Genomic DNA, 19,336 nt, shown 5'->3' with positions numbered 1-19,336 from the left:
CTTCCGGTGAGCCGGGGGTCAGCGGAGGATGATCTGGGAGATCTTCCACCTGCCGCCCTGCTTCTCCGCGGTGACCGACAGCTGGGCCGGGCCCGTGTTCGTCTCGCCCGTGGTGGCTCGCAGCGCGTGCTGGTCGACGAACAGCAGGACCTCCGCGCGGTCGCCCTGCAGGCGGGTGACCGCGCTGTTGTTCACCGTGGTGGTAACGATCAGCTGCTGCTGCGGAGCCTGCTGCTTGACCACCGCGAACAGCTCGTCGTAGCGCTGCACCGCCGGGCCGATGAGCAGCTCCCGGGCGGCGTTCTCGGTCTTGGCCGTGTTGGTGAAGTCGTAGGAGAACAGCGTCTCCACCGCGTCGGTGATCTGGCCGTTGACCTCGCTGGTCACCCCGGCCGACACCAGCGCCTCGTTGGCGGCCGGGCCGGTGTAGCGGGTGAAGTACGCCTCGGCGCCAAACCAGACCGCCAGCAGGGTCAGGATCACCGACGCGACCAGCAGCCCCCACGGCGAGCCCTGCCGCACCGGCTCCGCGTCGCCCGCCCGCTGCTCCGCGAGCGCCACCGCAGGGCTCTGCGCCGCCGCACCGGACTCCCACGCCGCAACGCCCGCACCAGCGCCCGGTCCCACAACGCCGGGCACGGGTGCCGTCTGCTCGCCGGACGGCTCCTCCGCCGCGGACTCGTCCGACGGACCGCCGGCCTCGTCCGACGGACCGCCGGCGACGTCACCCGCCGCGTCGGGCTGGGCGGCGACGTCGTCCGCCGCGGCACCACCGCCGGCAGTCGGCACACCGTTGCCACCCGCCGCGTCGGGCTGGGCGGCTCGCGGGCGTGTGCCGGTGCGGTTCTCCCGGTTGCGCAGGCCGGCGACCTTCGGGCGCCGGGTCGGGGTCGGGCGGCCGGGGCGTCGGTTGCGGGGCATCGGCTGCACTCCTCATGTTGCGTGCGGGGTTTCGGCGGTCAGCCGACCGGGACGGTGCCCAGGCCGCTGAGCTTCCAGACCTCGCCCTCGCGGGTGAGCTCGGCCTGGTAGCGGTCCTGCTTGGTGACCGGTTGCTGGCCCTCGATGGTCACCGTCAGCTGCACGACCGCGATCATCCGCGCCTTGCCGACCTGCTCGTCGAGCTCGACGATCCCGGCGTCGAGGATCTTCGCGGTGGTCTTGCTCCGCGCCTGCTGGATCTGGGTGCGGTAGTCCTGGCGTCCCTTCCGGACCTCCTCGCGCAGCGGACCGGTCGAGCTGTCCTCCCAGCGCTGCAGGCCGTGGTCCACGTCCTGGTAGTCCAGGGTGTTGAAGTTGATGATCGCGGTCTGGCCGTCGCGCAGCGCGTCGTCGCGCACCTCGGCGCGGGCGGTCGAGGAGCTGGTGGCGGCCAGCGCCCAGGCGGCACCGGTGACCAGGCACGCCGCCAGGCTCACCGCGAAGAGCACCCACGCCCAGGGCGGGCGCCGCGGGGCCGTGGAAGCGGACATCGTCGGCTCCTCTCCTATCCGGGGGCGTTCTGTGCACCGCGCACCGAGGTGTCGCTGCCTCGGGGTTCCGCGCAGCGAGCCTGGGTGTTCAGCGGTATCGGGGTGAGGTCGGTGCCGTCGCGGCGCGGGGTCCCCTCGTAACCGCGGGTGCACGGCAACGGGTCGAAGACGTTGAGCACCAGGCCGAAGTGGGCGGTGCCGTCTCCTGGCACGACCGTGTTGCTCGCGGTCACGATCGCCGGGTACAGCACCATGATCTGCTCCAGGCCGTCGGTGCGCCTGGCCAGCACCTGCGAGGTGGTGGTCAGGTTCGCCAGCAGCGGACCGAGCTGCTGGTTCTCCTGCAGGAACGCGCTGACCTGCCGGGCCGCCGACGGGGCCCGCTCGAGCACCGCGCGCAGGTCGTCGTCGGAGCGCTTCAGCTGCTCGGACAGCGCCCGCAGGTCCCGGCTGAACGACCTGATCGCCGAGCCCTGCTCGTTCTGGGTGGCCAGCACGGCCTTGCCGTCGGCGAGCAACTGCACGGTCTGCGGCAGGTGCTGCTGGGCCGCGGCGGTGAACTCACGGCTGGTGTCCAGGATGGTCTGCAGGTGACCGCCGTTGTCGCGGAACGCGGTGCCGAGTTCGCTGACCACGGTGCGCAGGGAGTCCTCCGGCACCGACCTGGCGAATTCGTCCAGGCTGGTCATCAGCGTCTCCACCGGCAACGGGGTGGTCGCCGACTGCTGGCTGATCACCGACCCGTCCTGCAGGTACGGGCCGTCGTTGCTGCGCGGCCGCAGGTCGACGTACTGCTCGCCGACGGCGGAGCGGTTGGTCACCACGGCCTCCACGTCGGCCGGGATTCGCGGCGCGCTGGAGTCGATGTCCAGCGGCACCTCGACCCCGCGGTCGGTCAGCCGGATGGTGCCGACCCGACCGACCGGCACGCCGCGGTAGGTGACCTCGGCGTTGTCGAAGATGCCGCCGGTGTTGGCCAGCTGCAGGGTGACCACGTAGCCGCGCGGACCGAACAGCCGGTCCAGCCCCGCGTAGCGGGCTCCGGCGTAGCTGACGCCGACCAGCGCGATCACCACGAACGCGAGGATCTGCAGGCGGACTCGGCGGGTGAGCATCAGCGGCCACCTCCCAGCAGCGAGCCGAGCAGGCCAGGGGAGCCCTGCTCCGCGGCCGGGGGTTCGGGGGTCCGCTGCGGCGGCGACAGCGGCAGCGGGATCGAGGGTTGCGAGCCGGGCAGCGGGACCAACGGCTGGCGGCTGCGGCCGATGTTCTGCAGCACATGGGTGAGGTTGAGGTCCACGGTGGCGTAGAGGTTGGTGTAGTCGCTGCCGCCGATGCCGTCCACGGCGTTGTCCGGGAACGGGAAGCTGACCAGCACCTCCAGCGACTTCGGCAGGCTCTCCCCGGCAGCGGCCAGTTGGCGGAGCGTGGGGGCGAGCTGGTCGAGGTTGTGCACCAGGTCGTCGCGGGAGCGGGTGACCACGTCGGTGGCGACGCCGGACAGCTTGTCCAGCGCCTGCAGCATGGTCACCAGCTGGGTGCGCTGCTCGTTGAGCACCCGCAGGCCCGGTCCGAGGTCACGCAGCGCGGTGTCGATGCTGCCGCGCTGCGCGTTGAGGCTGGCGCTGAGCCGGTTGATGCTGTCCAGGGCGCGGGTGATGTCGTCGCGCTGGGCGTCCAGGTCGCTGACGAGTTGGTCCAGATTGGACAGCAGGCCGCGCACATCGGACTCGCGGCCCTCCAGTGCGGCGTTGAGCTCCTTGGTGATGTTGTGCAGCTGGGCCACACCGCCGCCGTTGAGCAGCATGGACAGCGCGCCAAGGACCTCCTCGACCTCGGGGTTGCGGCCGGTGCGCTCGATGCCGATCAGGTCGCCGTCGGCGAGCCGCCCCACCGGCTGCTGCGGCGCGGGTGGACCCGCGAGCTCCACGTACTTCTCGCCGAGCAGGCTGGACTGCCGCAGCCGCGCGGTGGCGTTGGCCGGGAGCGTGACGTCGCCGTTGACGAGCACGGTCACCTCGGCCTGCCAGGAGTCGGGGGCGAGCTGGATGGTCGTCACCCGCCCGACCGGCACGTTGTTGACCCGCACGCCCGCGTTGGGCACCAGGTCCAGCACGTCGGCGAACCGCACCTTCACCTCGTACGGGTTGCTGCCCACGTCGGCGCCGCCGGGCAACGGCATGTCGTAGACGCCGCGCGAGCTGCACCCGGCCAGCACGACCAGCGCGGCCACCAGCACGGCACCCACCCGCACCCGGCCGTGGGCCGCCCGGGTGTTGCCGCCTTGCTTCCGTAATCGCACCAGCTTCACCGCACACCTCCCGCGGGTTGGGTGCTGCCGGACAGGGGCAGCGGCAGCGGCGGGAGCGTGCCGTGCTGCACGGAGTTGAGGGTCTCCGCGAGGGTCGGCAGCTGCACCACGCCGTCGAGGACCGGTTGCAGCGCGGCGCAGGCGTCTCTGATGTCCTTCGGCACGTCCGCCGGGCTGTGCTGCTGGAGCAGCTTGCACACCGCCACCACGGGCGGCTGGTTCAGCTCGTTGATGTCCGCGCGGGTGTCGAGGGTGCCGGATGCGCCGTTGTAGGCGTTGTTGAGGTTGCTCAGCGCCAGCGGCGCGTTGCGCAGCGACTCACTCAACGCCGCCTTCTGCCGCACCAGCACGGTCGCCACCGAGTTCAGCTGGTCCACATTGGACTTCAGCAGTTCCCGGTTGTCCCGCACGAACGCCTCCACCCTGCCGAGGGCCACCGCGAGCTCGGCCATGGCCGCGCTCATGTCCTCGCGCTCCCCGGCCAGAAACGAGCTGACCTGCTGCATCTGGGTGGTGAACCGGCGCACCTGGTCGTCGTTGCGCGCCAGCATGGTGGTGAACTTCTGCAGGTTGTCCACGGTGGCGAACAGCTGGTCGCTGGTGCCGGACAGCGTGGTCCCCACCTCGCCGAGGTTGCGGATCGTCTCCGCCAGGGTCTGCCCGTTGCCGTCGAGGTTCGCGGCCCCGGTGTTGAGCAGGTCGGTCAGCGCCCCGTCGGCGTTGGCGCCGCCGGGCCCCAGCGCCCGGGTGAGCTCGTCGAGGCTGCGGTAGATCTGGTCCAGCTCCACTGGGATCGCGGTGCGCTCGTGCGGGATCACCGCGCCGTCGCCGAGCACCGGTCCGCCCCGGTAGACCGGGGTGAGCTGCACGTACCGATCGCTGACCACGCTGGGCGCGACGGCCACCGCGCCCGCGTCGGCGGGCACCTGGACGTCCCGGTCCAGGCTCATCTCGACCCGCACCAGCGTGCCCTGCGGCACCACCGCGTCGACGGTGCCGACCGGGACGCCGAGGATCCGGACGTCCCCGCCGGGATAGATGCCCACGGCGGCGGTGAAGTAGGCGGTGATCCGCCGCTCGGTGGCGCCGAAGAACGACCACCACACCGCCACGGTGGCGACGAGCACGAGCACCACCGCGACCGACAGCGCACGCACGGGTTTCGCGCTGGTCATGGCTGGCAGCCCTTCTGGTTGATCGGTCCGATGGCGGGCGGCAGCAGGCCGCAGATGTAGGTGTCGAACCAGCGGCCGTTGCCCAGCACGTTGGCGAACAGCCGGGTGAACGGGGCGAACATCTCCAGGCTGCGGTTCAGGTTGTCCTGGTTGCGCTGCAGCATCTTGGTGACCCGGTCCAGCTGCTGCAGCGTCGGCCCGATCTGCGCGGCGTTGTCGTCGACCAGGCCGGACAGCTGCGCGGACAGCTCGCGGGTGCCGTCCAGCAACGCGCTGATCGAGTCGCGGCGGGCGCGGATCTCCTGCAGCAGCAGGTTGCCGTCGGCCAGCAGCTTCTCGAACTCGGCGTTGCGGTCCGCGACGGTTCTGGACACCCGCGCGGTGTTGTCCAGCAGCTGCTCCAGCTGCTCGTCGCGGGCGGAGATCGTCTGCGACAACCGGGACAGGCCGTCGAGGGCCCCGCTGACCTCGTCGGAGGTTGCGCCGAAGGTGTCCGACAGGGTGCGGAAGCTCTGCGCCAGCTGCCGCGTGTCGATCCTGTCCACCGTGGTCGACAGGTCGCTGAACGCCTCGATCACGTCGTAGGGCGACATGGTGCGCTGCACCGGGATCGGCTCGGACGGCGACAGCTCCCGGCTGCCCTGCGGGTCCAGCGCCAGGTACTTCTGCCCGAGCAGCGTCTTGATCTTGATCGCGGCGGTGGTGCGGTCGCCGAGCCACGCGTCGCCGACGCGGAAGCTGACCTCCACGTGGTCGCCGACCAGCTCCACGTCGGTGACGGTGCCGACCTTCACCCCGGCGATGCGCACCTCGTTGTCCGGCCGCAGCCCGGCCGCCTCGGTGAAGTGCGCCGTGTAGGTGGTGCCGCCGATCAGCGGCAGGCGCTCGATGTTCAGCGCGAGCAGGAGGACCAGCACCAGCGCCAGCAGGCCGACGATGCCGATCCGGAGCGGGTCGCGCTGCGAGAATGGGGTCATCGCTGGCACCTCGGCTGGGTCACCGGCTGCAGCGGCAGCGGCAGGCTGATGGTGCCGACGCCGACCGTGCCGGACGCCTTGCACAGGTAGAAGTTGAACCACGAGCCGTGGCTCGCGGTGCGGCCGATCGTCTCGAGCTTGCCGGGCATGGTGCGCAGCACCTGCTCGGTGAGCGCCTCGTGGCCGTTGAGGTTCTGCGACAGCGCCCCCAGCGCGGCGATGTCCTGCCGCAACCCCGGCCGCGCCTCGGTGAGCAGGCCCGCGGTGGTGGTGGTCAGCCCGTCCATCGCGGTGAGCGCGTCGCCGATCGCGTCCCGGTCCGCGGCCAGCCCGGACACCACCTGCTGCAGCTGGCCGATCAGCTCGGACAGCTGCTGGTCGCGGGCGTTGACCGTGCCCAGCACACCGTTGAGGTTGTCGATGACCTGCCCGATCACCTCGTCCCGCGAGGCGATGGTGGAGGTCAGCGACGCGGTGTGGGCCAGCAGGCTCTCCACCGTGCCGCCCTCGCCCTGCAGCACCTGGATGATCTCGTAGGACAGCTTGTTGACGTCCTCCGGCGACAGCGCCTGGAACAACGGCTTGAACCCGCCGAGCAGCACGGTGAGATCCAGCGCCGGACGGGTGCGCTCCAGCGGGATCAGCCCGCCTGGCGGCAGCTCGCCACCGGCGTCACCAGGACCCTGCTCCAGCGCGATGTAGCGCTGGCCGACCAGGTTGCGGTACCTGATCGTGGCGGTCACGGTGGCGGGCAGCCGCCGGTCGGCGACGTTGAACCGCACCTCGGCGATGCGCCGGTCGACCACCTCGATGCTCTCCACCTCGCCGACCTTCACCCCGGCGATCCGCACCTCGTCGCCCACGTTGAGGTTGGTGACGTCGGTGAAGCGCGCGGTGTAGGACTCCGCCGCGCGCAGGTCCCGGTTGGCGATGGTCATCGCCAGCAGCCCGGTGGCCAGCACCGTGACCACCACGAAGATCAGGAACTTGACCAGCGGTCCGGTGATGCTGCGTCCGTTCACCGATAGCTCACCTCCGCTCCGCGCAGCACGGGCCCGACCAGCAGCGAACCCCAGTCCGGCACGTCACCGGCCGACCGGCCCAGCGCTGGAGCCAGCAGCACCGACACCAGGTCCCGTTCCGCCGGGGAGTTCGCCCAGGTGGCCGACACCGACTGCGGCGCGGTGCTCGCGGGCGGGGTCAGGCCGCCGGCCGGGCGGGACGCGGGAGGCGGCACCGAGCCGTCCTTGAACGGCCCGTCCGGCGGGTACTCCGGCACCGGGTCGGGCAGCGGGTCGACGTCGTAGCAGCGAGGCCCGCGCTTGTCGGCGAACTCCGGCTCGTCCTGGCCCGGCACGTACCTGCCGCGGTGCGGGGTGATCTCCAGGGTGATGTGCAGCCCCGGTTCGGGCGTGCCCTCGCCGAACGCCCTGCGGATGCGGGGCACGAACTCGGCCATCTCCCGCAGGAAGCACGGGTACTCGGGCGCGTACTTGGCCAGCACGTCCAGCGTCGGCCGCTGCGCCTCGCCGAGCTGGATGATGTTCTGCCGGTTGTTCTGCAGGAACATGGTGAGGTCACCAGATGTGGTGGTCAGCTGCCCGGTGAGGGCGGTCAGGTTCTGCCGCTGCTCGACGAGGGTGCGGGCGGTGGTGCTGAGGTTGTCCAGCGCCTCGATCACGTCCGGCGCGGCCTGCTCGTAGGTCTGCGCGACGCCGACCAGCTCCCGCAGGTTCTCCCGCAGGTCCGGCACGGACGGGTTGATGCCGTCCAGGTAGGTGTTGAGCTGCGACAGCGTCTCGCCCAGCGGCTTGCCGCGCCCGGCCAGCGCCTGGTCCAGCGCGTTGAGCGTGACCGCCAGGTCGTCGGGGTGCACGGCCTGCAGCACCGGCATCGTGTCGGCCAGCACCTGCTCCAGCTCGATGCCCGCGCGGGTACGGTCCTGCTCGATGACCGCGCCGGAGGTCAACGTGTCGGCCGCGGCCTGCTCGGGCAGCTCCAGCGACACGTAGCGTTCACCGAACAGCGTCCGCGGCAGCAGCCGCGCCGAGACGTTCGACGGCAGCTCCTTCGCGCGCTCCGGGTCCAGCGCCAGGTACAGCTCCGCACCGTCCCCTGTGGACTTCACGCTCACCACGCGGCCGACGACCATGCCCCGGACCTTCACGTCCGACTCCGGCAGCAGCTGGTTGCCGGTGGACGCGGCCCGGAGCACCACGTCCACGCTGGGGGTGAACTTCTTCTGGTAGACCGCCACCGTCAGGCTGACGAACAGCGCCATGCACAGCAGGAACGCCAGGCCCAGCGCCCGACGCCGCAGGACCTGAGGCGTCATGAGCGGCAATGTCCACACCTCCCGCGCAGAAAAGCCGACCGGGTGCGGGTGTCCCGCACGGACGCTCGGGTGCGGGTGTCCCGCACGGACGCTGTCAACGAACTCCGGGTACTCATCCGGTGATCCGAACCGTCGTCGTGGTGCCCCAGATCGCGAGGCTGAGGAAGAAGTCGAGCAGCGCCGTGGTCACGATCGCGGTCCGCACCGCGCGGCCCACCGCGACGCCGACCCCGGCCGGACCGCCGCTGGCGCGGTAGCCGTAGTAGCAGTGCGTCATGATCACCACCACGCTGAACACCAGCACCTTCCCGAAGGACCACAGCACGTCCTCGGGCGGCAGGAACAGGGTGAAGTAGTGGTCGTAGGTGCCCGCCGACTGGCCGTAGACGTAGATCGTGACCGCGCGGGCGGCGATGTAGGAGGTCAGCAGCCCCAGCACGTACAGCGGGATCACCGCAATGAACCCGGCCACCACCCGGGTGGTCACCAGGTACGGCAGGCTCGGCACGCCCATGACCTCCAGGGCGTCGATCTCATCGGAGATCCGCATCGCGCCGAGCTGCGCGGTGAAACCCGACCCGACCGTCGCCGACAGCGCCAACCCGGCCACCAGCGGGGCGATCTCGCGGGTGTTGAAGTAGGCCGAGACGAAGCCGGCGAACGCCGAGGTGCCCAGCTGGTCGAGCGCGGCGTAGCCCTGCAACCCGACGACGGTGCCGGTGAACAGGGTCAGGCCGATCATCACGCCGACCGTGCCGCCGATCACCGCCAGCGCCCCGCTGCCGAAGCTGACCTCGGCCAGCAGCCGCAGCGTCTCCTTGGCGTAGCGGGTGACGGCCTTCGGGATCCACGCCAGCGACCGCAGGTAGAACGACATCTGGTCGCCGAGGTCGTCCAGCAGCTGCAGCGGCCGCCTGGCCGCGCGCCTGGCACGCTCCGAGAGGGCAACCGGCATGTCGTCACATCCCCTTCGGCGGCACGAGCTGCAGGTACAGCGTGGTCAGGATGAAGTTCGCCGCGAACAGCAGCAGGAAGGTGATCACCACCGACTGGTTCACCGCGTCCCCGACGCCCTTTGGCCCCGGCGGCGGGTTCAACCCGCGGTAGGCGGCGACGACCCCGGCCAGGAAGCCGAAGATCAGCGCCTTCAGCTCGCTGATCCACAAATCCGGCAGCTGCGCCAGGGCGTTGAAGCTCGCCATGTAGGCCCCGGGCGTCCCGCCCTGCATGATCACGTTGAAGGTGTAGCCGCCCATCACGCCGACCACGCTGACCATGCCGTTGAGCAGCAACGCCACCAGCATCGCGGCCAGCACCCGCGGTACCACCAGCCGCTGGATCGGCGAGACGCCCAGCACCTCCATCGCGTCGATCTCGTCGCGGATCTTGCGGGAGCCCAGGTCGGCGCAGATCGCCGAACCACCGGCCCCGGCGATCAGCAGCGCGGTGACGATGGGGCTGGCCTGCTGGATGATCGCCAGCACGCTGGCCGCGCCGGTGAACGACTGCGCACCGATCTGCCGGGTCAGCGACCCCAGCTGCAACGCGATGACCGCGCCGAACGGGATCGACACCAGCGCCGTCGGCAGGATCGTCACGCTGGCGACGAACCAGCACTGCTGGATGAACTCGCGGACCTGGAACGGACGGCTGGGCATCGCACGCACCACGTCCAGCGCCAGCGCGAACAGGCGGCCGGTCTCGCGTAGCCCGGCCGCGCCCGGGAACCGCACCTGGGACGGAGCGCTCACCGCGCACCCCGCTTGCGACCGAACCACCGCCGACGGGACGTCTCGGCGGGCTCCTCGACGATCGGGTCGGGTTGACGTGGCCGCGGTGTCGGGCGCATCTGCGGCGGCACCTCGGCCACGGGAACCCGCTGGGGCACCGGCTCGGTGGGCCACGCCCCGGTGGCCGGGGCGGCGAAGCCGTACAACGCCAGCTCGTCGGGCGTCAGCGTCTTGAGGATCTCCCGCTGCGCGGCCGGGGCCAGGTTCCGCAGCGAGCGCAGCACGCGGTCCTTGCGCCGCCGCACCGCGGCCCGCTCCGGCAACCCCGGTGACACGTCCAGCTGCGGCACGATCTGCGGCACGCCCACCTCGTGGTCGCGCAGCTGCGCGAGCTCGGCGGCGGCCTGCGCGGCGTCCTTCTCCTCGCTCATGCCGATCGGCCCCTGGCGGCGGCCGTTGAGGAACTGCTCCACCACCGGCTCGGTCGAGGTCAGCAGCACCTCCCGCGGCCCGAACATCACCAGGTTGCGGCGGAACAGCATGCCGATGTTGTCCGGCACCGTCCGCGCCGTGTTGATGTCGTGCGTGACGATCAGGAAAGTCGCGTCGATCTGCGCATTGAGATCGACGATCAACTGGTTCAGATACGCCGTGCGCACCGGATCGAGACCGGAATCCGGTTCGTCGAACAGAATGATCTCGGGGTCCAGCACCAGCGCGCGGGCCAGTCCGGCCCGCTTGCGCATACCGCCGGAAATCTCACCGGGCAGTTTCTCCTCCGCGCCGAGGAGACCGACCATCTCCATCTTCTCGAGCACAATCTCGCGGATCTGCGACTCGCTCTTGCGGGTGTGCTCGCGAAGCGGGAACGCGATGTTGTCAAAGAGATTCATCGAACCGAACAGCGCGCCGTCCTGGAACAGCACGCCGAACAGCTTGCGGATCTCGTAGAGCTGGCGCTCCGAACAGGTGCAGATGTCCACGCCGTTGATCACGACCCTGCCCTGCTCGGGCTTGAGCAGCCCCACCAGCGACTTGAGGAACACCGACTTGCCGGTGCCCGACGGTCCCAGCAGCACGCTGATCTCGCCGGGCGGAAGCGTCAGGGTGACATCCCGCCAGATGGTCTGCGCGCCGAAGGACTTCGACAGCCCGTCGACGACCACCTCGACGCCCATCCGAACCTCCGCGTTCGTGGGTCTCACCTGCCGGGGGCGCACCCCGGGAAGGCACTCTGGCACATGTGACGCGCCTAACGAAGGTCAGCGGCGTCACACCTGTGCAACGAGCCCGTCGCGTCGCGGTTACTCACCAGTTCACTGGGGATTTCGGGGCCACCAGATTTGTCCGGAAGAAGCATTTCCCTTTTCCGCGCAACACAAAGGGCGGGCTCCCGCGACCGCGGGTGCCCGCCCTGTGACGGTGAGTCAGGAGCTCACTTGAGGGTGACCTTGGCGCCGGCGTCCTCCAGCTTGCCCTTGGCCTCGTTGGCCTTCTCCTTGTCGACCTTCTCCAGGACGACCTTCGGAGCGCCCTCGACCAGCTCCTTGGCCTCCTTCAGGCCCAGCCCGGAGACCAGCTCGCGGACGACCTTGATGACCTGGATCTTCTTGTCACCGGCGCTGTCCAGGACGACGTCGAACTCGTCCTGCTCCTCGGCGGCCGGGGCGGCGGCACCGGCAGCCGGGGCGGCCACGGCGGCAACCGGGGCGGCGGCGGTGACGTCGAAGGTCTCCTCGAACTGCTTCACGAACTCCGACAGCTCCAGGAGGGTCATCTCCTTGAAGACTTCCAGCAGCTCTTCGTTGCTCAGCTTCGCCACGGCGGCGTTCCTTTCCGTTCAGTACCCGGACCCGGCAGGCGTCCGGGAGGGGAGTTCCTGCGACCGAATTCCGAATCCGCGCGGACTCAGGACTCGGATTCGCTGCCCTTCTTCTCCTGGAGGGCAGCAGCCAGTCGAGCCACCTGGGACGCCGGCGCCTGGAACAGCGCGGCGGCCTGGCTCAGCTTGGCCTTCATGGCCCCGGCCAGCTTGCCGAGGGTGACCTCGCGCGAGTCGAGGTCGGCGATGGCCTCGACCTCGGACACGGACAGCGGACGGCCGTCCATGTACCCGCCCTTGATCACCAGGGCCTTGTTGTCCTTGGCGAACTCACGCAGGGCCTTGGCCGCGTCAACGGGCTCGCCCTCAACGAAGGCGATCGCGGTCGGGCCGACGAACAGATCGTCAAGCCCTTCGACTCCCGACTGCTCGGCAGCACGCTTGACCAGCGTGTTCTTCGCGACACGGTACGTGGTGCCCGCACCGAGGGCACGGCGCAGCTCGGACAGCTGCGCCATGGACAGCCCGCGGTACTCGGTCACGACCGCAGCGGTCGCGGTGCTGAACCGATCCGCGAGCTCGGTGACCGCATCGACCTTGTCGGGCTTCGCCATGTCGCCTCCTCTCTATCTCCGACTGAGAGCCGCATCCAGTCGGTCCTGAGACGACAAAACGCCCCGGCGCAGCAAGCACGGGGCGTGAAGATCATGGGCGCGCTGAGCACGCACGAACTGCCTCGTCCCTCCTGCGCGGGCCGCCCGCATCTCACGGGACCTTAGTTCTCCGGGCCCTCGCGGACGCGGAGAAGACCAGCGGTCTTGGGTGGAACCTCATTCAGCGTACGCGACGCCGTCCAGCGCGTTCCAGCGCCCCCCGGATTCCGGCCGGATCATCCCTCGTGACCCCGCTGGTACGGGCGGGCATCATGTGGGACGTGGCCGATCATGAGGAGTCGCCCGAGCACGGCGGGCAGCGCCGCCGCGACGCGGAGGCCGAACCGAACCTGCCCGCGAACCGAGACGTCGTCGACGCCGAGGTGGTCAGCAGCGAGGTGACCGCGGCGGCCCCCCGGCCGACCGCTGACGACGAGGAGTACCGCCAGTACCAGCAGTTCCTGGAGTTCCAGCGGTTCAAGGAATGGCAGCGGGCGCAGGGCGGCGGCAACGTCGCGGCCTCTCCCCCACCGGCCCCGGCCCCACCGGCCCCGGCCCCGAAGAAGCCGGCCTGGAAACGAGCTCTCGGCCTGCTGCGCTACAAGCTGGTCCGTCGCCTCATCTACCTCCTGTTCGCCGTCCTGCTGGCGATGTACCTGTTCAACGCCCTGGTCAACAGCTTCTTCGGCGGCAGCGGCGGCTCCGGCGGCACCGGCACCGGCACGGGTGCCCTCGACGCGACGCCGATGAAGGCGACGACTCCGCAGGACGCGGTACTCGACGTCTACAACCTGCTCCGCGGGGACGATCCGGCAGCCGCGTGCGCCTACTTCGACACCGCCGGCCGCAGCTACTTCGCGGCCGCGCACCAGGCCCCGGACTGCGCCACCGCCGCCCAGCAGCTGCACGCCCGGATCACCGATCGCAACGCCTACGCGAACCCGAGGTTGGGCGAGAACGCGGTGTACGGCGACCTGAGCCAACCCCAGGTCCTGGTGCTGCACTGCCGGGTGCAGGTCGCGGGCGGCCCGCAGCTGGGCACCTTCAAGCTCACCCGCCAACCCGACGGCGGCTGGGCCATCACCGGCTACGGCTTCCGCACCTCCAGCTGCAGCTGACCCGACCGACGCAGGTTTCCAGGTTCGATGCTTTAAACCTGGGCGCTCGTTTCTTGGTGGGGGTTCGCGCTGACGGCTGGTGCCGCAGAACGCACGAAGGGCGGGCCCGACCACTGGGGTCGGCCCGCCCTCGTGGCGAGTGGTGAAAGCCCCGTCAGGCGGAGGCCCGCAGCCCGCTGGTGATGTTCGGGTCCACCGGGATGCCCGGGCCCATCGTGGTGGTGAAGGTGACCTTCTTCAGGTACTTGCCCTTCGACGCCGCCGGCTTGGCACGCAGGATCTCGTCCAGGGCCGCCGCGTAGTTCTCCACCAGCTTGTCGGTGTCGAACGACACCTTGCCGATGACGATGTGCAGGTTGGCCTGCTTGTCGATCTTGAAGTTGATCTTACCGCCCTTGATGTCCGCGACCGCCTTGGCGACGTTCGGGGTGACGGTGCCGGTCTTCGGGTTCGGCATCAGGCCGCGCGGACCGAGGATCCGCGCGATCTTGCCGACCTTGGCCATCTGGTCCGGGGTGGCGATCGCCGCGTCGAAATCGAGCCAGCCGCCCTGAATGCGCTCGATCAGGTCCTCGGAACCCACCGCGTCCGCTCCGGCGGCCTCGGCCTCGCTGGCCTTGTCGCCGACGGCGAACACGATGACGCGGGCAGTCTTACCAGTGCCGTGCGGCAGGTTCACGGTGCCGCGGACCATCTGGTCTGCCTTGCGGGGGTCGACGCCCAACCGCATGGCCACCTCGACGGTGGCGTCCATCTTGACCTTGGCGGTCTTCTTGGCCAGCTCGGCGGCTTCCGCCGGCGCGTACAGCCGCGTCCGGTCGATCAGCTCGGCCGCCTGCTGGTATGCCTTGCTGCGCTTTGCCATGTCTGTCCCTGTTCGTCAGGTGGATCAGTTGTGGTTGGTCGGGCTGCGCTGGAGCCCTCCCACGGTGCGTCGCGGCTCGGCCGCGCGCGGTCAGCCCTCGACGGTCAGGCCCATCGACCGGGCGGTACCGGCGATGATCTTGGCGGCCTGGTCGATGTCGTTGGCGTTGAGGTCGGCCATCTTGGTCTGCGCGATCTCGCGGACCTGGTCCATGGAGACCTTGCCGACCTTGGTCTTGTGCGGCTCGCCGCTGCCCTTCTGCACACCGGCGGCCTTGAGCAGCAGCTTCGCGGCCGGCGGGGTCTTCAACTTGAAGTCGAAGGAGCGGTCCTCGTACACGGAGATCTCGACCGGCACCACGTTGCCGCGCTGGCTCTCCGTGGCGGCGTTGTATGCCTTGCAGAACTCCATGATGTTGACGCCGTGCTGACCCAGCGCCGGACCGACCGGCGGAGCCGGGTTGGCCTGGCCCGCCTGGATCTGCAGCTTGATGATCGCTGCCAGCTTCTTCTTCTTGGGCGGCATGTTTGCTTCCTGTGTCTTCGCTATCCGGTTGCCCGGCCCCGCCTGCTGGCGGGACCGAATCTGGCGAGACCACGACAAACGGTGGCATCGCCCGCTCCTGCGCGCGGCTCCTGCCAGATCCGCGCGCAGCCGACGCGCTCCCGAGGCGGGAGGGCGGTCAGATCTTGGAAACCTGGTTGAACGACAGCTCAACCGGCGTTTCGCGGCCGAAGATCGACACCAGCACCTTGAGCTTCTGGGCGTCCGGGTTGACCTCGCTGATGGTCGCGGGCAGCGTCGCGAACGGCCCGTCCATGACGGTGACGGACTCGCCCACCTCGAAGTCGACCTCCACCGCAGGCTTCGCGGCGGCCGAGCTGGCGGCCTTCTTGCCCGCCTCGGCCTTCTTCTCCTGCACCTGCGGCGCCAGGAACTTCAGCACCTCGTCGATGCTCAGCGGCGACGGCTTGGAGGTGGCGCCGACGAAGCCGGTGACGCCCGGCGTGTTGCGCACCGCGCTCCAGGAGGCGTCGTTGAGCTCCATCCGGACCAGGATGTAGCCGGGCAGCACCTTGCGCTGCACCAGCTTGCGCTGGCCGTTCTTGATCTCGGTGACCTCTTCGGTCGGCACCTCGACCTGGAAGATGTAGTCCTCGACGTCGAGGGTCTGGGCACGCGTCTCGAGATTGGTCTTGACCTTGTTCTCGTAGCCCGCGTAGGAGTGGACGACGTACCACTCACCGGGCGCCCGGAGCAGCGCGGCACGCAGCTCCTCGACCGGGTCCGGCTCGGCGTCCTCCGCCTCGGCCTGCTCGTTGTCGGTGTCGGCGGCTTCGGCCGCCTCGTTCTGGTCGGTCGTACCGGTGTCCTCGCCGGAGTCGGCGCCGTCCGCGGAATCGACTGCGTCGACCGAACCCGCGGTCGCCTCGGCCTGCTCGGTCTCGGGCTGCACCTGCTCGTCGGTGAGGCCGGTGGATTCCTGACCCTCGTGGGAGGTCACAGTCGGTCTCGCTTCCTCTCGTGCGTTGTGCCGGGTCGTCTGCTCCGCCGCCGGCACACCTGGTGCGGGGCCGCGGATGTTCAGCCGGAGCCGAACAGCCAGCCCACACCCTTGGCGAAGAGCACGTCCACGCCGGCCACGAACGCCACCATGACGCTGACGAACACCAGCACCACGAGCGTGTAGGTCGCCAGCGACCTGCGCGTCGGCCAGATGACCTTGCGCAGTTCGGCAACGACCTCGCGCAGGAAGCGTCCGATCTTCCGGAACAGCGATACCCGACCCTGCCGACCGTCCCGCGATGGAGTCGGCCGACCCTTCGACTCAGTTGTGCGCGCCGAGCCGGAACCCGACTCGCCGGACCGGCCCCTGCGGCCGGTCGGACGGGCGGAGGCACGGTGCTCGCGCCGCGCTGCAGCGCGGGACGGACGAGCGGCGTTGTCGCGCGCTCCGTCCTGCTCCTGCTCGCGGTCCTCGCTCACGCCCATCCTCCGCTCACCGTCGCATCGACGCAGGGGTGACAGGACTTGAACCTGCAACCTGCGGTTTTGGAGACCGCTGCTCTGCCAGTTGAGCTACACCCCTTCGCGGCCCTGGAGCCCGACCGCAGTTTCGGGACACCGCGAACCCGCCATGGAACCGGGGTTCCACGGTGTTCGGGCATCCCAGGTCCGAAAGTGTACGGCACGTCGCCGCGCGGGCTCGCACCGCACCCCCCGTGTCTCGGTCATGAACAACTCCACCGCAGGTGGGGAGCGTGTTCGAGGACACGCTGCATCTGCCAGGATGCACTACATGGCCGCACCTGAGACAGACCAGCAGACCAGGGCGCGGGTGTCCGCGCGGATCGGCGGGATCAGCGAATCCGCCACGCTCGCCGTCGACGCCAAGGCGAAGGCGCTCAAGGCCGCCGGGCGGCCGGTGATCGGCTTCGGCGCCGGCGAGCCGGACTTCCCGACGCCGCAGCCCATCGTGGACGCCGCCGTTGCCGCCTGCGCCGACCCGAAGAACCACCGCTACAGCCCGGCGGCGGGCCTGCCGGAGCTGCGCGAGGCCATCGCCGCGAAGACGCTCCGCGACTCCGCCTACACCGTCCAGCCCAGCCAGGTGCTGGTCACCAACGGCGGCAAGCAGGCCGTCTACCAGGCGTTCCAGACCCTGATCGACCCGGGCGACGAGGTCCTGCTGCCCGCGCCGTACTGGACCACCTACCCGGAGGCGATCACCCTCCCGGGTGGTGTTCCGGTGGTGGTGCCGGCCGACGAGTCGACCGGGTACCTGGTGTCCGTCGAGCAGCTGGAGGCCGCGCGGACGCCGCGCACCAAGGTGCTGCTGTTCAACTCGCCGTCCAATCCGACCGGCGCGATCTATCCGCCGGAGCAGGTCGAGGCGATCGGCCGGTGGGCGGTCGAGCACGGCATCTGGGTGATCACCGACGAGATCTACGAGCACCTGGTCTACGGCGACGCGCAGCACGTCTCGATGCCCGCCGTGGTGCCGGAGCTGGCCGACACGTGCGTGGTGCTCAACGGGGTGGCCAAGACCTACGCGATGACCGGGTGGCGGGTCGGCTGGATGATCGGCCCGGCCGACGTGATCAAGGCGGCCACGAACCTCCAGTCGCACCTGTCGTCCAACGTGGCGAACGTCTCGCAGCGGGCCGCGCTGGAGGCCGTCAGCGGCTCCCTGGACGCGGTGGTGGAGATGCGCACCGCCTTCGACCGGCGCCGCCGCAAGATCGTCGAGCTGCTCTCGGCGATCCCGGGCGTCAGCTGCCCGGAACCGCAGGGCGCCTTCTACGCCTACCCGTCGGTGAAGGAGCTGCTCGGCAAGGAGATCCGCGGGGTGCGGCCGCAGACCAGCGTGGAGCTGGCCGAGCTCGTGCTGGAGCACGCGGAGGTCGCGGTCGTGCCGGGCGAGGCGTTCGGCACCCCGGGCTACTTCCGCCTGTCCTACGCCCTCGGCGACGAGGACCTGGTCACCGGCGTGACCCGGATGGGCGAACTCCTCAGCGAGGCGAGGTAAACCACCGACCTGGCGGCGGCCTGCCCCCGCCGGGGCGGGCCGCTTTCCGTTTCCGGGCGCCCTGACCGCCCGGTCGAAGGCGCCCGGAGCCCGGCGTCTACTCGGGGAGGCGGACCGTGGCGGACGCTCCGCCGAGGACCCCCTGGCCCGCGCTGCGGGCCGTGATGCTGACCTTCACGGTGCCGTCGTCGTTCTTCGCCGCGACCTTGCCGGAGAGCTCCACCACGGCGCCCTCGTCGTCGTCCGGCACCACGACCGGCCGGGTGAACCTGACGCCGAAGTGCACGATCGCGCCCGGGTCGCCGGTCCACTCGCTCACCAGGCGCCCCGCCAGGGCCATGGTGAACATGCCGTGCGCGATCACGCCGGGCAGCCCGACCTGCGTCGCGAACCGCTCGTTCCAGTGAATGGGGTTGAAGTCGCCCGAGGCGCCCGCGTAGCGGACCAGGTCGGCCCGGGTGACGGGCACCGCCAGCTCCGGCAGCTGGTCGCCGACGGCGACTTCGGACATCCGCACGCTCACGCCTGCCCCTTTCAGATCCCCGCTCACGACGCCTCCTCGGCCGTGCCGCGGGCGACCAGCGTCGACTTCGCCGTGCACACCGGTTCCCCGTCGACGGTGCTGATCTCCGCACGCACCGTCAGGAAGTCGTTGCCCGCGCGGGACTTGACGTCGTCCACGTGCACCGCGGTGACCAGCCGGTCCCCGGCCCGGATCGGTCGGTGGTGGGTGAACTCCTGCTGGCCGTGCACCACGCGGCTGTAGTCCAGGCCGAGCTGCGGGTCGTTGACGAGCACGTCGTGCGCGCCCATGGACAGGATCACCGCGAACGTCGGCGGGGCGATCACGTCCGGGTACCCGGCGGCACGAGCGGCCTCGGCGTCGCGGTGCAGCGGGGAGGTGCTCCCGATCGCGTCGGCGAACTCGCGGATCTTCTCCCGGCCCACCTCGTAGGGCGCGGTGGGCGGGTACTCACGTCCGATGAATGACTGGTCGAGCGGCACGCAGGCAGGTTACCCGACGGGTCGCGGGCCCTCGTCAACCGAAGTGATCAAGCCCGCACGCACAACAGCGAGAGCCCGTCCCCGGTGCCGAGGGACGGGCTCTCGCGAAAGCTGGATGGAATCTCCGGATCAGCGGGTTTCCTTGTGCATCTTGTGCGTACCGCAGTTCGGGCAGAACTTCTTCATCTCCAACCGGTCCGGGTTGTTGCGCCGGTTCTTGTTGGTGATGTAGTTGCGGTGCTTGCACTCCTCGCACGCCAGCGTGATCTTGGGTCGGACGTCGGTGGCGGCCACGGGGGTGCCTTTCTCTCTCGGTCGTACTCCGGTACGGTTCGCTGGAGCTT

Annotated in this window: 22 protein-coding genes and 1 tRNA gene; 2 read left to right on the top strand and 21 right to left on the bottom strand. The window is 70.2% G+C overall.

The annotated features are described in order from the left end of the window. Positions 1-18 precede the first annotated feature (18 nt). From IEY17_RS16670 to rplJ, 13 genes are all read right to left on the bottom strand, one after another. Positions 19-921 carry a hypothetical protein gene (locus IEY17_RS16670; protein WP_188988719.1) on the bottom strand — a complete coding sequence of 301 codons (903 nt, stop codon included), beginning with the start codon at positions 919-921 and terminating at the stop codon, positions 19-21. 38 nt (positions 922-959) lie between these two features. Continuing rightward, positions 960-1,472 (bottom strand): nuclear transport factor 2 family protein, encoded by a 513-nt coding sequence (locus tag IEY17_RS16665; protein WP_188988717.1) that lies wholly within the window; start codon positions 1,470-1,472, stop codon positions 960-962. A gap of 14 nt (positions 1,473-1,486) precedes the next feature. Beyond that, positions 1,487-2,587: an MCE family protein gene (locus IEY17_RS16660; protein ID WP_188988715.1), complete on the bottom strand. Its 1,101-nt coding sequence runs from the start codon at positions 2,585-2,587 to the stop codon at positions 1,487-1,489. After that, complete coding sequence (locus IEY17_RS16655) at positions 2,587-3,777, bottom strand: MCE family protein (RefSeq protein WP_373289893.1); 1,191 nt, start codon at positions 3,775-3,777, stop codon at positions 2,587-2,589. Before IEY17_RS16655 ends, IEY17_RS16660 begins: the two co-directional genes overlap by 1 nt. A gap of 2 nt (positions 3,778-3,779) precedes the next feature. Continuing rightward, positions 3,780-4,958, bottom strand: a complete 1,179-nt coding sequence (locus IEY17_RS16650; RefSeq protein WP_188988713.1) for an MCE family protein — start codon at positions 4,956-4,958, stop codon at positions 3,780-3,782. Continuing rightward, entirely contained in the window at positions 4,955-5,935 is a 981-nt protein-coding gene (locus IEY17_RS16645) for an MCE family protein (RefSeq protein ID WP_188988711.1), read from the bottom strand. Before IEY17_RS16645 ends, IEY17_RS16650 begins: the two co-directional genes overlap by 4 nt. After that, positions 5,932-6,957 carry an MCE family protein gene (locus IEY17_RS16640; protein ID WP_188988709.1) on the bottom strand — a complete coding sequence of 342 codons (1,026 nt, stop codon included), beginning with the start codon at positions 6,955-6,957 and terminating at the stop codon, positions 5,932-5,934. Before IEY17_RS16640 ends, IEY17_RS16645 begins: the two co-directional genes overlap by 4 nt. Then, a complete protein-coding gene (locus IEY17_RS16635; protein WP_188988707.1) occupies positions 6,954-8,270 on the bottom strand; it encodes an MCE family protein in 1,317 nt (438 codons plus the stop codon). The genes IEY17_RS16640 and IEY17_RS16635 overlap by 4 nt, the downstream gene beginning before the upstream one ends. Positions 8,271-8,382: 112 nt before the next feature. Continuing rightward, the gene (locus IEY17_RS16630; protein WP_188988705.1) at positions 8,383-9,225 is read right to left on the bottom strand and encodes an MlaE family ABC transporter permease; all 843 of its coding nucleotides are present in this window, start codon (positions 9,223-9,225) and stop codon (positions 8,383-8,385) included. Positions 9,226-9,229: 4 nt separating this feature from the next. Beyond that, the gene (locus IEY17_RS16625; protein WP_188988703.1) at positions 9,230-10,021 is read right to left on the bottom strand and encodes an MlaE family ABC transporter permease; all 792 of its coding nucleotides are present in this window, start codon (positions 10,019-10,021) and stop codon (positions 9,230-9,232) included. Then, positions 10,018-11,178 (bottom strand): ABC transporter ATP-binding protein, encoded by a 1,161-nt coding sequence (locus IEY17_RS16620; protein ID WP_188988700.1) that lies wholly within the window; start codon positions 11,176-11,178, stop codon positions 10,018-10,020. Before IEY17_RS16620 ends, IEY17_RS16625 begins: the two co-directional genes overlap by 4 nt. A gap of 257 nt (positions 11,179-11,435) precedes the next feature. Then, positions 11,436-11,822 (bottom strand): 50S ribosomal protein L7/L12, encoded by a 387-nt coding sequence (gene rplL, locus IEY17_RS16615; protein WP_188988698.1) that lies wholly within the window; start codon positions 11,820-11,822, stop codon positions 11,436-11,438. Positions 11,823-11,908: 86 nt separating this feature from the next. After that, positions 11,909-12,436 (bottom strand): 50S ribosomal protein L10, encoded by a 528-nt coding sequence (gene rplJ, locus IEY17_RS16610; RefSeq protein ID WP_188988696.1) that lies wholly within the window; start codon positions 12,434-12,436, stop codon positions 11,909-11,911. Between the two features lie 320 nt (positions 12,437-12,756). On the opposite strand from rplJ, the gene IEY17_RS16605 reads away from it, so the two are divergent. After that, entirely contained in the window at positions 12,757-13,593 is an 837-nt protein-coding gene (locus tag IEY17_RS16605) for a hypothetical protein (protein WP_188988694.1), read from the top strand. A 154-nt stretch (positions 13,594-13,747) separates the two neighbouring features. On the opposite strand, the gene rplA is transcribed toward IEY17_RS16605, so the two are convergent. The 5 genes from rplA to IEY17_RS16580 all read right to left on the bottom strand — a co-directional run bounded on the left by rplA (position 13,748) and on the right by IEY17_RS16580 (position 16,547). Then, the gene (gene rplA, locus IEY17_RS16600; protein WP_188988692.1) at positions 13,748-14,458 is read right to left on the bottom strand and encodes a 50S ribosomal protein L1; all 711 of its coding nucleotides are present in this window, start codon (positions 14,456-14,458) and stop codon (positions 13,748-13,750) included. 90 nt (positions 14,459-14,548) lie between these two features. Beyond that, positions 14,549-14,983, bottom strand: coding sequence for a 50S ribosomal protein L11 (gene rplK, locus IEY17_RS16595; RefSeq protein ID WP_188988690.1), 435 nt, complete (start codon positions 14,981-14,983; stop codon positions 14,549-14,551). A 157-nt stretch (positions 14,984-15,140) separates the two neighbouring features. After that, a complete protein-coding gene (gene nusG, locus IEY17_RS16590; RefSeq protein WP_188988688.1) occupies positions 15,141-15,962 on the bottom strand; it encodes a transcription termination/antitermination protein NusG in 822 nt (273 codons plus the stop codon). 80 nt (positions 15,963-16,042) lie between these two features. Further along, positions 16,043-16,444: a preprotein translocase subunit SecE gene (gene secE, locus IEY17_RS16585; protein ID WP_188988686.1), complete on the bottom strand. Its 402-nt coding sequence runs from the start codon at positions 16,442-16,444 to the stop codon at positions 16,043-16,045. A gap of 30 nt (positions 16,445-16,474) precedes the next feature. Then, a tRNA-Trp gene (locus IEY17_RS16580) sits at positions 16,475-16,547 on the bottom strand. A gap of 210 nt (positions 16,548-16,757) precedes the next feature. Here IEY17_RS16580 and IEY17_RS16575 point away from each other — a divergent pair. Further along, the gene (locus IEY17_RS16575) at positions 16,758-17,987 is read left to right on the top strand and encodes a pyridoxal phosphate-dependent aminotransferase (protein ID WP_188988684.1); all 1,230 of its coding nucleotides are present in this window, start codon (positions 16,758-16,760) and stop codon (positions 17,985-17,987) included. Positions 17,988-18,084: 97 nt separating this feature from the next. On the opposite strand, the gene IEY17_RS16570 is transcribed toward IEY17_RS16575, so the two are convergent. The 3 genes from IEY17_RS16570 to rpmG form a co-directional block, all read right to left on the bottom strand. Continuing rightward, positions 18,085-18,498 (bottom strand): MaoC family dehydratase, encoded by a 414-nt coding sequence (locus tag IEY17_RS16570; protein ID WP_188988778.1) that lies wholly within the window; start codon positions 18,496-18,498, stop codon positions 18,085-18,087. 35 nt (positions 18,499-18,533) lie between these two features. Next, positions 18,534-18,992, bottom strand: a complete 459-nt coding sequence (locus tag IEY17_RS16565) for a MaoC family dehydratase N-terminal domain-containing protein (protein WP_188988682.1) — start codon at positions 18,990-18,992, stop codon at positions 18,534-18,536. 129 nt (positions 18,993-19,121) lie between these two features. Beyond that, complete coding sequence (gene rpmG, locus IEY17_RS16560) at positions 19,122-19,286, bottom strand: 50S ribosomal protein L33 (protein WP_188988680.1); 165 nt, start codon at positions 19,284-19,286, stop codon at positions 19,122-19,124. Positions 19,287-19,336: the final 50 nt, after the last annotated feature.

This window comes from Saccharopolyspora thermophila (assembly GCF_014646075.1).
Lineage (GTDB): Bacteria > Actinomycetota > Actinomycetes > Mycobacteriales > Pseudonocardiaceae > Saccharopolyspora > Saccharopolyspora thermophila.
This window is presented reverse-complemented; position numbering and strand designations above follow the sequence as displayed.

What these genes read in the sequence shown, in the direction of transcription:
- IEY17_RS16670 (WP_188988719.1), bottom strand. Translation starts at nt 921, where the DNA reads ATGCCCCGCAACCGACGCCCCGGCCGCCCGACCCCGACCCGGCGCCCG.
- IEY17_RS16665 (WP_188988717.1), bottom strand. Translation starts at nt 1,472, where the DNA reads ATGTCCGCTTCCACGGCCCCGCGGCGCCCGCCCTGGGCGTGGGTGCTC.
- IEY17_RS16660 (WP_188988715.1), bottom strand. Translation starts at nt 2,587, where the DNA reads ATGCTCACCCGCCGAGTCCGCCTGCAGATCCTCGCGTTCGTGGTGATC.
- IEY17_RS16650 (WP_188988713.1), bottom strand. Translation starts at nt 4,958, where the DNA reads ATGACCAGCGCGAAACCCGTGCGTGCGCTGTCGGTCGCGGTGGTGCTC.
- IEY17_RS16645 (WP_188988711.1), bottom strand. Translation starts at nt 5,935, where the DNA reads ATGACCCCATTCTCGCAGCGCGACCCGCTCCGGATCGGCATCGTCGGC.
- IEY17_RS16635 (WP_188988707.1), bottom strand. Translation starts at nt 8,270, where the DNA reads ATGACGCCTCAGGTCCTGCGGCGTCGGGCGCTGGGCCTGGCGTTCCTG.
- IEY17_RS16630 (WP_188988705.1), bottom strand. Translation starts at nt 9,225, where the DNA reads ATGCCGGTTGCCCTCTCGGAGCGTGCCAGGCGCGCGGCCAGGCGGCCG.
- IEY17_RS16620 (WP_188988700.1), bottom strand. Translation starts at nt 11,178, where the DNA reads ATGGGCGTCGAGGTGGTCGTCGACGGGCTGTCGAAGTCCTTCGGCGCG.
- rplJ (WP_188988696.1), bottom strand. Translation starts at nt 12,436, where the DNA reads ATGGCGAAGCCCGACAAGGTCGATGCGGTCACCGAGCTCGCGGATCGG.
- rplA (WP_188988692.1), bottom strand. Translation starts at nt 14,458, where the DNA reads ATGGCAAAGCGCAGCAAGGCATACCAGCAGGCGGCCGAGCTGATCGAC.
- rplK (WP_188988690.1), bottom strand. Translation starts at nt 14,983, where the DNA reads ATGCCGCCCAAGAAGAAGAAGCTGGCAGCGATCATCAAGCTGCAGATC.
- IEY17_RS16575 (WP_188988684.1), top strand. Translation starts at nt 16,758, where the DNA reads ATGGCCGCACCTGAGACAGACCAGCAGACCAGGGCGCGGGTGTCCGCG.
- IEY17_RS16570 (WP_188988778.1), bottom strand. Translation starts at nt 18,498, where the DNA reads ATGTCCGAAGTCGCCGTCGGCGACCAGCTGCCGGAGCTGGCGGTGCCC.